The sequence below is a fragment of the Robertkochia solimangrovi genome (genome assembly GCF_007279655.1).
GTDB lineage: Bacteria > Bacteroidota > Bacteroidia > Flavobacteriales > Flavobacteriaceae > Robertkochia > Robertkochia solimangrovi.
Window position 1 is genome coordinate 78,908 of sequence record NZ_QKWN01000010.1, and the last position, 15,477, is coordinate 94,384.

Here is a 15,477-nt window from a genome sequence, read left to right on the forward strand (position 1 = left end):
TATGACCACAAGAAGAGACTTTATATCAAAAACCGCATTAGGTGGAGCAGCCATTACTTTGGGCGGACCCGCGATGGCCATGCCGGCAAACAGCTACCGAAGGATAATCGGAGCAAATGACCGACTGAATGTCGCCTTTGCAGGTCTTGGCAGACGTGTTGGCGCTTATTACGAGCCCGTACAGATGAAAGAAGCCAATGTACATCTTTTGTACCTCTGTGATGTGATGAAATCACAACGGGACAAAGCTTTGATCGATTTTACAAAAAATGCCGATTATCAGCCAAAACTCGAAAATGACATTCGGAACGTTATTGCAGATAAAGACGTAGATATCTTATTTAACGCTACACCAGATCACTGGCATACGCCCGGTTCCATTATGGCTCTGAAAGCCGGAAAGCACGTGTATGTCGAAAAGCCCTGTAGTCATAATATGCATGAAAATGAAGTATTGGTACAGGCTGCTAAAAAATATGATAAAGTGGTTCAAATGGGAAACCAGCAACGCTCTTCCGACCACACCATTAAGATCATTGATAAAATTCATGATGGTATTATCGGAACTCCGTATAAAGCCCTGGCATTCTACACCAATGCCAGAGGAGAAACCTCCGTACAAAAAGCAGCCCCCGTTCCTGAGGGATTGGATTGGGAATTGTGGCAGGGCCCTGCTTTACGAAGAGCGTATACCGATAACACCTGGGATTATAACTGGCATTGGTATGGCTGGAACTACGGAACCGCAGAGGCCGGTAATAACGGAACACACGAACTCGATGTAGCGAGATGGGCATTGGATGTCAACTACCCGTTATATGCTGAAGTCGAAGCTAAAAAACGTCACTTCTCAGACGATGGCTGGGAAATGTACGATACCATGCTGGCTACCTTCCAGTTCACAGATGACAAGATCATTCAATGGGACGGGAAAAGTAGGAATGGTTATGACACGTATGGAGGAGGCCGAGGGACTATCATCTATGGAAGCGAAGGAACTGTTTTTGTGGATAGAGAAAAATACCGACTTACCGATAGAAATGGCATTGTGATTGAAGAATTCGACAGTCAAAGCAATGAAGCAGGTACTGCCCTGGGAGGTGGGGGCGACGTTACAACCGCTCATGTCCTTAATTTCTTCAACACGATACGGGGAAAAGAAAAATTAACCGCTCCCATCGATGATGCAAGCATCAGTATGGCCATGGTACATTATGCCAATATTGCTTACCGGATCAACAAAGGTTTTAGTATCGATGAAAATACCGGACGAATCTACGATCGTGAAGCCATGCAACTTTGGAACCGACAATATGCTCCCGGATGGGAATTAAACTTATAAAAAATGAAGCGAAGAAACTTTGTTAAAACGAGTGGCCTCGCCGTAGCCGGAGTTACCACCACTGCTGCACTTTCAGGATTTAATATCCTGAATAATCCTAACCGCACAGTTAATATCGCAGTTATCGGCACCGGTGACCGTGGAAGCGGACTCATCCCCTTCCTCAATGAAATTGAAGGCATACGAGTTTCCGCCTGTTGCGATACGCTGCCCTTTCGCCTCGAAAATGGCTTGAAAAAAGTTAACGGAAATGCCAAAGGTTATAAAGATTATCGCGGTGTATTGGATGATAAAAACATCGATGCAATTTTAGTGGCCGTACCATTCAGCGAACATGCTAAAATCGAGATGGATGCCCTGGATGCCGGAAAGCATATCTATGGTGAAAAGACTTTGGTGAAGGGTTATAGTGCTATTAAGGAATTACTTCATAAGAAAAATCAACATAAAGAACTCATCTTTCAAACCGGACATCAGTATCATTCTTCCAGGTTATATACCGAAGTTGTGCAGATGATCAAAAACGGTAAGATTGGTAATATAACTGCTTTTGAAAGCCAATGGAACCGGAACGGGAACTGGCGCAGACCTGTACCTGACCCTTCCCTTGAAAAATTGATCAACTGGCGTATGTATCGTGAATATTCCGGTGGTTTGACCGCCGAACTGTGCTCCCATCAAATAGATTTTGCCAATTGGGTACTGGAAGAACACCCAAAAGAAGTCGTTGGATTGGGAGGTATTAATTATTGGAAAGATGGCCGCGAAACTTACGATAATATCCATCTAATTTACAATTATCCGAGCGGGGTAAAAGCGACCTTCCAATGCCTCACCTCCAATGCCAAAGACGATTACCAGATCAAGGTCATGGGCGACAAAGGCACGATCATTTTAGGATATACCAATGCCTGGTTCTACCCTGAAGGAAACCCGAATAAAGAAGTCGGAGACGTAGATGGCGTATCTGGCGCTACCCTGCAATGGGAAGATGGAAAAGGTATTCCTATTCATATTTCTCACAACGATCCGAGTAAACAGGCCCTGATGGATTTCAGGGATAGTATTCTCAATGGCAGTGAGCCGATCTCCAATCTCAAGACTGGAGCCGGTGCGGCGATCTGTGTACAAATGGGACTGGATGCTATGTATTCGAAAACAAAGGCGGACTGGAGTCCGGAGTATTCTGAATGGTTGGGTTAGGAGTTTCAACTAATCTTAAGATCGATCGTAACTGAGGTACTGATAAAATCTTTTGGTCTGCTGGCGCACCGGAGAGTGACGATCCTACCTTCGGCCTTCGGCGAAGTTGGAGTGTCGATCTCCTTTCTTATTCAGGCAAGCCTGAAAAAGAATTCGTCGAGTGTCGTCGCTATCATAGTGCTGACGCACGATGATGCTAGAGTGACCTGTGGTGGAAGTGATCTTCGCAGGCTCAGTTTTTTTGGAAACTTCGCGGGATTAGTTTTTTTTGGGGGCTCGCGGGCTCGGCTTTACGGGGATTTGAAGGCTCAGTCTTTTGAGTGGGAATCGTTTGAGCCTCTTATTATTTTTAATAAAAACCTGAAGGCTTTCATTATGAGATCAAAGAATAATACCTATAGTTCCTTGAAAAAAAAGGAGGTCCGTGCTTTGTTATACTACCAGGTTTACAATAAAAAGAGTTCAATATAACTATATCCGCCACAGAAATTAAAAATCATTTTTTGTATTTGGAGTGCGTTGATTTCATATCCCGGATCATCTTATTGAACGCCTTACCTTTCTTCCGTTTTTCTGCAATGGTTTCCTCGAAATGTGCTTTTTCCCTTTCCATTCTTAAATAGTTCTCGTAGGAAGCCTTATCGATTTCTCCATTATCCACTGCGGAAATAACCGCACAGCCGGTTTCATTAGTATGCGTGCAATCATTAAATCTACAATGTTCCGCTGTCCTACTGATCATCTCGAAAGTGGTTTCCAATCCTTCTGAGGAATCGGTGATTCCCACTTCCCGGATTCCGGGATTATCGATAATCACTCCCCCACTTTCCAATACCAGTAGTTCACGGTGACTGGTGGTATGTCTTCCTTTTTGAGTACTGGAACTGATATGACTGGTTTTCATCAGCGATTGCTCTGAAAGTAAATTGGTAAGAGTTGACTTTCCTGCACCTGAAGACCCTAGCAAACAGTAGGTCTTACCCCTATGGATAAAATCCTTTACTATTTTAAGCGCTTCCGGATCTTCCATACTCATCGTAAAAACCGGTAATTCAGGAATTCTTTCGCTGATCTTTCCTATTTGGTCCTTCAGTAAATCATCATCGACCAGATCAGTTTTTGTGAGAACGACCACCGGTTCAACCTTTGATGAATGGCAAATGGTCAGATATCTTTCGATTCGGTTTATATTAAAATCCCGGTCTACAGCCTGTATGATTAAGGCGTAATCGATATTGGTCGCAATTATTTGTTTTTCTCCATGTTGACCGACTGCTTGTCGTTCCAATACAGACCTTCTGGGTAAGATGGCATGGATAAGTGCATCGTCTTCATTGTATTCCGAAAAGGCAACCCAGTCTCCCACCGCCGGGAAATCGGACCTGCTATTCGCAGTAAATCTAAGATTGCCAATCACTTCACCGTCGTACTCCTTTTCAGTATTCTTTACGATATACCGTTCCTTATGTTCCGAAATTACACGACCAACTTTAAACCCTTGCAGGTTTTGATCGATTCGATACTTTTCCAGAATACTATTATATCCTAAATCTTCAAGTTCCATCTTCCCTTCTTAACTAATTAATTCCCTATACTGGCTTCGATCATGTAATGTCTTAGCACTTATAACCAGCCTTAAGTTAAAACATATTTCTTTTGAAGAGCAGAATATTTTAAAATTCATCTAGTGTATTCCGTTGGTTCCCCTGGTTCATATGGGCTTGAACGTTTTAAATAAATAGTTGAAAAAATATAGTTCTTCAACTTCCGTCTCTCAATGACCGTTCTTAGTAACTTTTTCAAACTAAAAAAAAACCACTCCGAAGAGTGGTTTCTGTTGAATGTTCACTATAAAATTTCCTTACTCTTCACTGGCATTCATCGCCTTCATCAACAGGGTATATGCATTTTTCACCACAATTTCAGAGGTTTCATCAATTGTATCTGACTTGATGTGCTGCTGGCCGTTCTGACTAATGCCTGCCTCTACAGGAACCATCTCAAAAATCTGATTTTCTATAGCTTTAAATACATAGCTAACGCCTTTCCATTGAACTACTGCGGCTTCTGGAACGGTTAATCCTGTTTTGTTTTTTACATGGATCTCTGCATTCACGAACAGACCCGGGTAGAGCGCCTCCGTACTTCCACTTACAACGGCGGTCACCTCTGCAGCATGGTCGGTATTCAGACTATGATTGATATACTTAATATTCCCTTCGAAACGGTTTTGCGTATCACCGTTACTGTATACTTCCAGCGTCTGCCCTGCTACCAGATTAGGTATATCCTTCTCAAAAGCATTGAATACCATAATGGCCTCTTTCATCTCCAGGATCTCGAAGAGTTTCTCAGTAGAAGAAATATATTTACCAGCATTAATATTGACTACAGATACTAATCCGCTTACCGGAGCAACCAGGGCTATAGAATTATGGATGGTAGCCGCGGTTAAGGATTTTGCATTGATGCCAACCAAAGCAAGCTTTTGTGCCAAAGAGGTCATCAGGATCCGTTGCGTTTCCCGCTCTGTTGAAATCTGTTCAAACAATTTATCTGAGGTCGCCTTGCTTCTATTCAATTCCTTTTGTCTTCCATATTCCTGTTCGGCTAATTGAAACTTTTCCTTTGCCGTTAAATAGTCCTGTTGCAATTGTATAAGTTCCATCCCTTCAATTACAGCCAGCACTTGTCCTTTAGACACATGCATCCCAGCCATTACTTTGGTACTTTTAATGTATCCGACCAAGGGGAAGCTTACATCCACTCTGTTTTGTGGAGGCACTGTGACCAATCCTTGTAGGGTTATCACCTCATTTAATTTTCCTATGTTTGGAACACCTGTTTCCAAGCCTACATTCTTCATCTGAATATCTGTTAGGCGTAATATGTTATCCGTTACCGCTACTTCTGATGCTTCAGCGATAGCTTCCTTCTTTTCCTCCGGCTCATTACAAGAAATTAATCCGAGTATGAGGCCCATGGTTATTATAATATACTTTTTCATGATTTTACATATTTGTTAGTGACATTACGCGTATAACTGCCTGATTGTATGCATTCAATGTGTCCAGATATTCATTTTTGATCGTAATGGCCTGATTGACCACCTGAACCCATCTTAAGTAGTCGATATCCCCATTGTTTAATTGACTATTGGCGGCATCGATAATGGTCTGTGCATTAGGAAGCCCTACCGTTTCAAAATATTTAAGGGCTTCCTCATTTTCAGCGACGATACTCCTGGCATTATTCAAAGCGGTTTCCAATTCGATACGTAAGGCCTCTGACGCTATTACTGACTGTTCATAAGAAACTTTGGCCGCTTTATTTTTGGCACTCTGACTGCCAAAGAATAATGGTATCCTTAACCCGGCAGTCACATAACCGAATTGGTCACCGTTATCATAGTATACCTCTGCTCCCGTCTGATCGGTTTGATAACCATTGATCGTCGTACTGTTATATCCCACAGTAATGTCAGGTAATAATCTTGCCCGTTCGGTTTTCCACTCCCATTTGGCAGCTTCACCCTGATACCTGGCCCGTTGCAGGGCAGGTAACTCTGCTATTTGACCTACCTCTTCATTAAATGGAATCCTGGGTTGAACGGTTTCAGGTATATACGCTAAGCTATCCTGTAGCATGGTATTGAAGGTATTCAAAGTGGTTTTCAGATCCATATGCACCAGATGCAATTGATGAATATATTCCTGACGTGCCGACTTTGAAGCACTCCGTTCCAAAATATTGGCTTCTCCAACTTTAAATCTAAGTTCCGATTTAGCCTCCAGAATACTATAAATACTATCTGCGTACTGCAATAATTCTTCTTTCTGAACAAGCCAGATATATTCGTAATACAAGCTTCGAACCTGTCCCTGAAGTTCCTGTTTGGCTATGGCTGTATTTGCCTTTGCTGCCTGATAGGTAGCTTTTAAAGCCTTTTTCTGACGTACGTACACGGTAGGGAAACTAAAATCCTGACTGATACCGATCCTGGTATCATTATAGGTGCTGTTATAATGTCCGTAATCAACATCCACCAGTGTTTTACCGATATCATAGCCGGACTTTGATAACAGGTATTGTGCATTCTCTCCTTTAGTAGCCAACTGAACACGACGGTTATTTTCCATCGCGATGTGCACTGCCTCTTCCATTCCGATCGAAACTTTTTCCTGTGCTTGTAAGAGCGGAGGGCATAGTACTAAAATCAGAATACTCATTCCGGTCACATATTTTTTCTTTTTACGAATTGTCACTTTTGAATGATAGCTCATAAGATAAATGGCCGGCAGGACAAAAAGTGTAAGCAGTGTTGCCGTGATCAGCCCTCCTATTACAACCGTTGCCAAAGGACGTTGTACCTCTGCTCCCGCTCCATTACTAAGTGCCATTGGCATAAAACCAAGGGATGCTACCGCAGCAGTCATCAAGACCGGACGCAATCGGTTCTTTGTACCCGTAACGATTACTTTTAGCGGATCTGTTATCAGACCCGTCTTACGAATTGCATTGAATTCTGAGATCAACACAATACCATTTAAAACTGCAACTCCGAAAAGGGCGATAAATCCAACCCCTGCCGATATACTGAAAGGCATACCGCGAGACCAAAGGGCAAAGACTCCACCGATGGCGGATAATGGGATGGCGGTAAAGATTATAATTCCTTCCTTCAAGGAGCCAAATGCAAAATAAAGGAGGACCAGGATCAGTAATAATGCTACCGGAACGGCTATTCCGAGTCTGCTCTTTGCCTGTTGTAAATTTTCAAAAGCACCTCCATAAGTGATATAATACCCTGCATCCATTTGTAACTGAGTTTTAACCTTTTCCTGTAATTCATTCACGATACTCTGAACATCTCTTCCACGGACGTTAAAACCTACGATGATCCTTCTTTTGGCATTTTCCCTTTGTATCTGATTAGGACCTTCCACCTCGGTAACACTGGCTACCTGATACAATGGAATCTGAGTACCTGACGGAGTTGCAACCAGCAGATTTCTGACATCACTGATATCCTTTCTTCCGCTGTTCTCCACGCGGACCACCAGATCGAACCGCTTCTCACCCTCATAAATATTTCCTGCAACCGCTCCGGCAAAAGCTGCATTTACCGTACGATTGACATCCTGTACATACAAACCATATTTCGCCATTTCAGCCCAGTTATAATCGATTACGATCTGAGGCATCCCGGTAACCTTCTCTACATACCAGTCTGCCGTACCTGAAACGGTTTGGCTGATAGCCCCTAACTGTTCCGCATAGGTCGCCAGTTTATCGAGGTCTTCACCATAGATCTTACAAACCACATCTTGCTTTGCCCCTGTCATCAATTCATTAAATCGCATCTGAACCGGATATTGAAAACCTGTAGTTACTCCCGGAGAAACCTGTTGAACGGTTTCTGTCATTTTCTCTGCCAGTTCCGGAAATGAAGATGCGCTGGTCCACTCAGATTTATCCTTTAGTACGATGATCATATCCCCTCCTTCTATGGGCATCGGGTCTGTTGGAATCTCGGCACTTCCGATACGGGATACCACCCTGATCACCTCGGGATATTGCTTTTTCAACTCTTTCGAAATGTCCTGTATCGTATTCACTGTCGTAGAGAGGTTCGTTCCCAATAATAATCTGGTTTCAACGGCAAAATCGCCTTCTTCCAACTGAGGAATAAATTCTCCACCCATTTTACTGAAAATCATGATCGCTGTGGCAAACAAGGCCAGCGCAACCCCGATAATCGCGATACGTCGTTTCATCGCTTTGACCAGGATCTTTGCATAGAACTTTTCCAGTCGGAACATTACTTTATCCGAAAGATTCGGGGTTTTGCTTATCTTCTTACTGATCAGTAAGGAGCTTATCATCGGCACATAGGTCAATGAAAGAATAAAGGCACCCAGAATGGCAAAAGCAACGGTTTGCGCCATAGGTTTGAACATCTTCCCTTCGATCCCCTGTAAGGATAATATTGGCAGGTATACAATTAGAATAATAATTTGTCCGAAGACCGCAGCATTCATCATACGTGAAGCGGAACCGGAAACCTCCTCATCCATTTGATGCTGATCGATACGTAAAACCCTTTTATATTTATCGGAGGTATGTATGTGATGTAAAATTGCCTCTACAATAATAACAGCACCATCCACGATGAGTCCGAAATCAAGAGCTCCCAAACTCATAAGGTTACCACTGACTCCAAAGGTGTTCATCATAATAATGGCGAACAACATCGCCAGAGGTATGACGGAAGCTACGATAAATCCGGCGCGAAAATTCCCTAAGAAAAGTACCAGCACCAGTACCACGATCAAGGCCCCTTCTATCAAATTCTTCTCGACCGTTCCAATGGCATTATTTACCATTTTCGTTCGATCAAGAAAGGGCTCAATGGTCAAGCCTTCCGGTAACATGGTTTCGATCTCAGCAACCTTTGCCTTTACTTCATCAATTACGTTGTTTGCATTTTCGCCTTTCAACATCATGACGATACCGCCCACCGCTTCTCCAATGTCATCGGTGGTGAGTGCACCATATCGGATAGCAGAAGACAGACTAACCGTGGCAACATTCTTAATAAGTACAGGTGTACCCGTTTCGGTAGTTTTGATCACTATGTTTTCAATATCCGGAATACTTTTAGCGAGTCCAACGCTTCGAATATAGGAAACGGTGGCCCCTTTCTCTATATAGGCGCCTCCGGTATTTTCATTACTGCGATTAAGGGCTTCGAATACATCACTGATCGTTAAGTTCTGTGCTTTAAGCCTTGCAGGATTAACCGCGACTTCGTACTGCTTTAATTTTCCACCAAAGGTAGATACATCGGCAATTCCGGGTGTTCCTAAAAGGTTTCTGCGTACCACCCAATCCTGCAGCGTCCTTAATTCTGTCAATGAATACTTCTCTTCATATCCTTTTTTAGGTTTAAGTACATACTGATATATTTCACCTAATCCTGTGGTAACCGGAGCCATTTCAGGGAGATTACTATTCTCGTCTATCTCAACCTTTTTCATCCGCTCCTCAACCTGCTGTCTGGCCCAGTACACATCGGTATCCTCATCGAATACAATACTTACTACGGATAATCCAAACCTGGAAATACTTCGACTTTCTTTAAGTTGGGGGATGTTACTGATGGCCTGTTCTATCGGAAAGGTGATCAACCGCTCTACATCTTCGGCTCCCAAAGACGGAGCGGTCGTAATGATCTGTACCTGGTTGTTCGTAATATCAGGTACCGCATCGATCGGCAATTGCGTGACCTCATAGATACCGTAGATAATCCACAATACTATCATTCCACCAACTGCCAGTTTATTTTTAACTGAAAATTGAATTATTCTATCTAACATATTTTATTGATTGTAGTGAATACAAACATATCCAGCCAATGAGATGACTCATGGCTACTTTTATTCAAACAATAGGGAAATATGTCAGGCTATAGGAGGGCGAAACAGATCGCCAAACTGAGGATTGTTATAAAAAATTTGTTTATCAAAGATCGACGACTGCTGTATTGGAATACTATGAACGATCGTACTTTGCTGATTTTGGTTGGGTGTGATTACCAATTGCGAATTTCCGGCATCAATCTTTTTAAATGGTAATTGCATATCTCTGTCCTGATCGTTGTCATTCAGATCATTCCCCCAATAGTGCCATTCCAGATAATTATAGAAGGTAATCGCTGTATCGCGTTGCTGATGCTCTATGAAGTGTTCTATTAACATAGGGAGCTTCGATAATTGTCCGAAGAAACAATTATTCTGAACGATCAATATTGTTAATAAGAGGATACAGTACTTTCTCACATGTCAAAAATAGTTGTGAGACCTTATTCATACAATAGTCTCCATCATTTTTAAGGATATATAAATTATAGGATGTTTAATTTGGGATATTTCCACATTCCAACCGCAAAATAATCGTAATCCATTATTGAAGTTTCTCCTGACACCCGTCTAAATTCAATTGAATAAGATTATATATGGATCAACCTCTGTTTATGAAGGTAGGTTTCACATCGATTTCGAATTCACTCCATACGATGAACATTCACATTTCAATAGCAAATAAATAGATCCATGCGAGATAGATCACTTGCAAAGGAATCCTGAACCACAAATAGTTTAATCCCTTTCCCTGATAATTAGCGTTTTCATAATCAACATTTTTCACAGCCCCGTAAATATTAGCAGGAAGAATTAGCAGCAGAAAGATGATCAGGAACCAACCCGTTTTCACCGTCATGATTGGAATTAATAAACCGATGGCTGCAAATATTTCAATAAAAGCCGTCAAATAGACCCAGAATAATTTATAAGGAATGAAATCGGGTATCATCATCGACATCCCTTTTGGATACAGAAAATGCCCCAGTGCGGTGAACAATAACATCACGGTCATTGCGATTCTCCCTGAAAATGCCGCGTCAAACCGACCTGTGATGATCCTGATCATAAAAAGAGAAATAATAAATGAGATTAATAGTACGAGGAGTGGTTTCATTTTTACTTTATTTATCGATATTTCCCGAATCCAATTTAAGTTTAGCGTTACCCTTTATTTTTTCTTAAAAATATACATAACTATTTGATTACTGTAATTATAAGAACACATAATCCTTTAGATTTGCGATATCTACAATCATACATATCGATTATGTTTGAAGATATCACGCTTCCACATTTTTTTGATCCTGATCTGCATTTTAGGGAGCTCCACAAACTATGGGCAGCGCCCGCAGGAACCCAGACTCCTTATCGAAGGGGAGGTCATGAATCCGCAATCGTTAAGCATTTCCGATCTTGAAAATATGAGTCCCCGCACTATCGAAGCGGAGGATAGTGATGATGTCAGACATCGATTTACCGGAGTATTCCTTTCAGAACTTCTTCAAAATGCAGGCGTGACAACGGGCAGTAAACTTCAGGGTGAGTATCTTGTAAAATATGTTTTGATAACCGCAGCCGATGGGTATGAAGTACTTTTCTCCCTGCCGGAGATCGACCCGTATTTCACAGAAAATAAAATCCTCCTCGCTTATGCCATGGATAACGCTCGCCTGCCGGATGGATATGGTCCATTCCGAATTGTTGTTCCCGGAGAAAAGCGCCATGCCCGGTGGATTCGCGAAATCCGTAGTATCAATATTATTTTCTCCAAATGAATGATGATCAACCTTATATCTTTATGCCAAAACCGTGCAGAAGAATCAACCGAAAACCTACATACAGTACAAGAACACTGGTTAAAATGCCTAAAAATTTCAAGTTGAACTTCTTATTGGAAAGGTATGATCCAATACTACCCCCTACTATAACCGCAACCACCAGAAAGACGATCAGTTGCCTGTTGAGATGAAAAGTTCCGGCCATAAATAATCCGAACAGACCGGCAGCGGAATTTACCAGGATAAATACGGAAGCAAGTGCAGCTACTATTCTGGGATTACCCCATTTCATCAGGTTTAATACCGGAGAAAGAAAGATTCCTCCGCCTATTCCCGAAATTCCGGAAAGAAGTCCGATGGCACCTCCAAGGGCCAGTTTTTTAGTATTGCTAAACTCCTTGGCCTCTATCTGTTTGAGAATGAATCGAAGCATCATGAAGATACCTGCAAGTATCAGTGCACTCCCCAAAACCAGAAAGAAACCTTTTTGTGAAAGTTTTACGCTGGCTCCCAAATAGGCAAAAGGGATGCTCATGACCAGAAACGGCCAGAATTGTTTCAGACTGAACACTTTGTTCTTTATAAAGATGAACGTACCGATAGTAACTACGCAAATATTCAGAACCAAAGCCATGGATCGTATCTCGTAAAAATCGGTAAGTACCAAACTGAGAATAGCCAGGTAGCTGGAGCCTCCTCCAAATCCTACGGAACTATAAAACAAGGCGATCAAAAAGAAAATAAGCGGTAAATAATATTCCATGGAATTCAGGACGGTTTTAATCAATCAACCGTGATAGTGTTTCTTTCTACGGATAAGAATTGATAGTTTATAAGTTATCAAATGGTGAGTTGTATCAGGTATTCACCTTCCACTGATAGGATTCATCTGAAAATACCTCTTTGCCGAAGATAGGCACCTTAGCCTTTATCTCTTCCACAAAATATTCTGTAGCTTCGATAGCTATCTTACGCCTTTTTGAGGAGGTGAAAACGAAAAGACAGATCTCCCCCACATTCACTACCCCAAGACTATGGTAAATATGAGCACAGGTGAGTTCAAATTTTTCAAAGGCAGCCTCCCGTATCTCATGAAACACCTTTTCAGCCATCTCTTCATAAGCGGTATATTCTATCGCCTTAACAATCTTTCCTTCTATGTCATCTGCTCTGATTTGACCTAGAAAAATACTATGGGCGCCTATCCCGGTTTTGCTTTGATGATCGGTGATGGATTTCGTGATTACCTCCGGTGGAATTCCACCTTGTATAAATGTTTTTTTCATCGCTTTTACTAATACAAGTCTGAATTCTTCAGATCTTTAATTTTTGAAATTCCCATCCTTCTTTTTCATGAATGGGCGTTTTTTTCTCTCGAAGTGGTCTGGCAGATTTTCCACTGATCACACTCTGAATTTCCGCTAATACAGATAATCCAATTTCCGCAGGAGATTCTGCGCCGATCTCCAAACCGACCGGAGCATAGATCGTGCTGAACTTATCCTCCGGAATTCGTATTCCTTCGATCTCTAGATCATCGATCATGCGGTCATATTTTTTGAATGGTCCAAGAATTCCGATATAGGGAATCTCCGGATAAGCCAGTAACAATTTCAAAACCGCCAGATCATAGTTATAATTATGACTCATCAAAACAAATACGGTCCTGCAATCGATACGAAAATCTTTTAAGGCCTCCTCTGGTTTCGAAACAACAACCTGACATGAACCAGCAAAACGCTCCTTATTGGCATGAGAAGGTCTGCCATCAGCTACGATCACTTTCCAACCGAGCAATTCTGCTTGTTTTGAAAGAATCAGTGCATCATTACCCGCCCCGATCAGGACGAGTTGTATCGGAGGTTTAAAATACTCTATAAACACATTGCGCATCTTCATTGCCATACCTAACTCTCCAAATATCGAAGATCCTGATTCAAGAACTTCCCGGCATTTCATAAGTAGCCCTTCTTCAGGATCCTTTTTTGCAATCACCGTTTGATCTTCAAGGAGGATCAACTGTGTCCCCGCTTGTTTTTGAAACCGATCCAGATCGAATCCGGTAACGATGGCAGCCGGCAATTCTTTGTTAAGCAGTTGTGCCAGCATTTCACAAGTGTTATACCGGTTTGAGAATTCCAGAGGTTCAAATAGCACCTGTATAATCCCGTTACAGCCCAGTTGAGCCCCGATCACAGCATCATTCTCATCACTGGTATCATATTTAACCAGCTTATTCTCCTTGTTTGTAAGTACCAATAAAGCCTTTCTAAGTGCATCTCCTTCCAGGCAGCCTCCACTGATCGCACCCGTAATATTACCATAGGAGTCCACCAGCATTCGCGCACCGGCTCCACGGTAAGAGGAACCATTTACATGAACTACGGTGGCAAGCACACAGGGAATATCCTGTTCTTTCAGTGCCTGGTATTGTGATATAATGGATTTAAGCTCATTCATAGATAACATTTGTTAACTGTTCATTCGCTTTTCTGATATCATGTATGGCAATCAAAAGATCTTCCTTTGTGGTTTGCATGCCGGTACTGATCCGTAGACTTGCCAGCGCATTAGTTTCAGAGTGTCCCATCGCCAACAGAACATGCGAAGGCTTCACATAATTAGAACTACAGGCTGACCCTCTGGACACTGCCAGACGATTCAACTGCCGTAATAATTTTGAGCCGTCGATGCCTTGAAAGGTAACATTGGTCGTATTCGGCAACCGATCTTCAGTACTGGCGTTGATATGTACGCCATTAAGTTCCTGAAGCGCATTTTCCAGCGTTGTCCTAAGTTCCAGTAAATGTTCCTGTTTTTCAACAATTTCAGATGCTGCCAGGAGACATGCCTCTCCAAAACCAACGATTCCGGGTACGTTCAGGGTACCGGGACGAATTCCTTTTTCCTGTTTTCCCCCAAACCATCGGGGATTTATCTTCGAAGTTATTTCCGATCGGATATACAAGGCCCCCACTCCTTTAGGTCCGTTTACTTTATGAGAAGAAAACACTGCCAGGTCAACATCGAGTTCCTTCAGATCTACCCGGATCTTTCCAACTGCCTGAGTCAGATCGGTCATAAATGCAATATTCCGGGATCGAACCCATTGTGAATATTTACGGATCGGCATAATAAGACCCGTTTCATTATTGGCAAGCATAACCGAAACCAGAATAGTATTCTCCCGAAGTGAATTCTTCAGATCTTCAAAGGCTATATTTCCATTGGCATCCACCTCGAGCCAGGTTACTTCAAATCCGCGATTTTCCAGTTCTTTAAAAGTCTCGAGTACTGCACTGTGTTCCGTCTTACAGGTTACCACATGATTTCCCCGATGTTTACCAGCCATACAATAACCAATAACTGCCATATTGATAGCTTCGGTAGCCCCTGATGTAAAATAAAGTTCTCCCGGATTGGCATGTACAATTCCTGCTACGTGTTCGCGTGCCTGTTCCACGGCATCCGCTGCATACCATCCAAAATAATGATCACTGGAAGGATTGCCGTAATTCTCATATAAATACGGCAACATCGCGTCTACCACTCTCGGGTCGACCGGGGTGGTAGCATTATGATCCAGATAGATTATTTCTTTTTTCACCTTGTAATCGATATGTAAACTTGTACATATCGCAATTTAGTAAGAAATATTGAGGTTCAATTATACAAATCAAACTGTTTCATGCTAATTCTATTTGAATAACTTAAAAATAAAATTTGATTT

General features: G+C 42.1%; 12 protein-coding genes. 3 read left to right on the forward strand and 9 right to left on the reverse strand.

Annotation, left to right across the window (positions count from 1 at the left end; translation table 11 throughout):
• Position 1: 1 nt before the first annotated feature.
• Both DMZ48_RS14295 and DMZ48_RS14300 read left to right on the forward strand, forming a co-directional pair.
• Positions 2-1,342: a Gfo/Idh/MocA family protein gene (locus tag DMZ48_RS14295; RefSeq protein ID WP_143955840.1), complete on the forward strand. Its 1,341-nt coding sequence runs from the start codon at positions 2-4 to the stop codon at positions 1,340-1,342.
• A 3-nt stretch (positions 1,343-1,345) separates the two neighbouring features.
• Entirely contained in the window at positions 1,346-2,545 is a 1,200-nt protein-coding gene (locus DMZ48_RS14300) for a Gfo/Idh/MocA family protein (protein WP_143955841.1), read from the forward strand.
• 496 nt (positions 2,546-3,041) lie between these two features.
• Here DMZ48_RS14300 and rsgA read toward each other — a convergent pair whose 3' ends face one another.
• The 5 genes from rsgA to DMZ48_RS14325 all read right to left on the reverse strand — a co-directional run bounded on the left by rsgA (position 3,042) and on the right by DMZ48_RS14325 (position 11,083).
• A complete protein-coding gene (gene rsgA, locus DMZ48_RS14305; RefSeq protein ID WP_143955842.1) occupies positions 3,042-4,109 on the reverse strand; it encodes a ribosome small subunit-dependent GTPase A in 1,068 nt (355 codons plus the stop codon).
• 297 nt (positions 4,110-4,406) lie between these two features.
• Entirely contained in the window at positions 4,407-5,552 is a 1,146-nt protein-coding gene (locus DMZ48_RS14310; protein WP_143955843.1) for an efflux RND transporter periplasmic adaptor subunit, read from the reverse strand.
• A 4-nt stretch (positions 5,553-5,556) separates the two neighbouring features.
• The gene (locus DMZ48_RS14315) at positions 5,557-9,924 is read right to left on the reverse strand and encodes a CusA/CzcA family heavy metal efflux RND transporter (RefSeq protein WP_143955844.1); all 4,368 of its coding nucleotides are present in this window, start codon (positions 9,922-9,924) and stop codon (positions 5,557-5,559) included.
• 84 nt (positions 9,925-10,008) lie between these two features.
• Positions 10,009-10,305: a hypothetical protein gene (locus DMZ48_RS14320; protein ID WP_242009218.1), complete on the reverse strand. Its 297-nt coding sequence runs from the start codon at positions 10,303-10,305 to the stop codon at positions 10,009-10,011.
• A 325-nt stretch (positions 10,306-10,630) separates the two neighbouring features.
• Positions 10,631-11,083 carry a DoxX family protein gene (locus DMZ48_RS14325; RefSeq protein WP_143955846.1) on the reverse strand — a complete coding sequence of 151 codons (453 nt, stop codon included), beginning with the start codon at positions 11,081-11,083 and terminating at the stop codon, positions 10,631-10,633.
• A 157-nt stretch (positions 11,084-11,240) separates the two neighbouring features.
• Here DMZ48_RS14325 and DMZ48_RS14330 point away from each other — a divergent pair, with 157 nt between their 5' ends.
• Positions 11,241-11,744: a molybdopterin-dependent oxidoreductase gene (locus DMZ48_RS14330; protein WP_199288003.1), complete on the forward strand. Its 504-nt coding sequence runs from the start codon at positions 11,241-11,243 to the stop codon at positions 11,742-11,744.
• A gap of 13 nt (positions 11,745-11,757) precedes the next feature.
• Here DMZ48_RS14330 and DMZ48_RS14335 read toward each other — a convergent pair whose 3' ends face one another.
• The 4 genes from DMZ48_RS14335 to DMZ48_RS14350 all read right to left on the reverse strand — a co-directional run bounded on the left by DMZ48_RS14335 (position 11,758) and on the right by DMZ48_RS14350 (position 15,354).
• The gene (locus tag DMZ48_RS14335; protein ID WP_143955847.1) at positions 11,758-12,510 is read right to left on the reverse strand and encodes a sulfite exporter TauE/SafE family protein; all 753 of its coding nucleotides are present in this window, start codon (positions 12,508-12,510) and stop codon (positions 11,758-11,760) included.
• A gap of 94 nt (positions 12,511-12,604) precedes the next feature.
• Positions 12,605-13,033, reverse strand: coding sequence for a molybdenum cofactor biosynthesis protein MoaE (locus tag DMZ48_RS14340; RefSeq protein ID WP_143955848.1), 429 nt, complete (start codon positions 13,031-13,033; stop codon positions 12,605-12,607).
• A 28-nt stretch (positions 13,034-13,061) separates the two neighbouring features.
• Positions 13,062-14,207 (reverse strand): XdhC family protein, encoded by a 1,146-nt coding sequence (locus DMZ48_RS14345; protein ID WP_143955849.1) that lies wholly within the window; start codon positions 14,205-14,207, stop codon positions 13,062-13,064.
• Positions 14,200-15,354, reverse strand: coding sequence for a cysteine desulfurase family protein (locus tag DMZ48_RS14350; RefSeq protein WP_143955850.1), 1,155 nt, complete (start codon positions 15,352-15,354; stop codon positions 14,200-14,202). The genes DMZ48_RS14345 and DMZ48_RS14350 overlap by 8 nt, the downstream gene beginning before the upstream one ends.
• Between the last annotated feature and the right edge of the window lie 123 nt (positions 15,355-15,477).

Excerpts from the sequence above, each read along its gene's own strand:
- DMZ48_RS14295 (WP_143955840.1), top strand. The coding sequence starts at position 2 with ATGACCACAAGAAGAGACTTTATATCAAAAACCGCATTAGGTGGAGCA.
- DMZ48_RS14300 (WP_143955841.1), top strand. The coding sequence starts at position 1,346 with ATGAAGCGAAGAAACTTTGTTAAAACGAGTGGCCTCGCCGTAGCCGGA.
- rsgA (WP_143955842.1), bottom strand. The coding sequence starts at position 4,109 with ATGGAACTTGAAGATTTAGGATATAATAGTATTCTGGAAAAGTATCGA.
- DMZ48_RS14310 (WP_143955843.1), bottom strand. The coding sequence starts at position 5,552 with ATGAAAAAGTATATTATAATAACCATGGGCCTCATACTCGGATTAATT.
- DMZ48_RS14315 (WP_143955844.1), bottom strand. The coding sequence starts at position 9,924 with ATGTTAGATAGAATAATTCAATTTTCAGTTAAAAATAAACTGGCAGTT.
- DMZ48_RS14320 (WP_242009218.1), bottom strand. The coding sequence starts at position 10,305 with ATGTTAATAGAACACTTCATAGAGCATCAGCAACGCGATACAGCGATT.
- DMZ48_RS14325 (WP_143955846.1), bottom strand. The coding sequence starts at position 11,083 with ATGAAACCACTCCTCGTACTATTAATCTCATTTATTATTTCTCTTTTT.
- DMZ48_RS14335 (WP_143955847.1), bottom strand. The coding sequence starts at position 12,510 with ATGGAATATTATTTACCGCTTATTTTCTTTTTGATCGCCTTGTTTTAT.
- DMZ48_RS14340 (WP_143955848.1), bottom strand. The coding sequence starts at position 13,033 with ATGAAAAAAACATTTATACAAGGTGGAATTCCACCGGAGGTAATCACG.
- DMZ48_RS14345 (WP_143955849.1), bottom strand. The coding sequence starts at position 14,207 with ATGAATGAGCTTAAATCCATTATATCACAATACCAGGCACTGAAAGAA.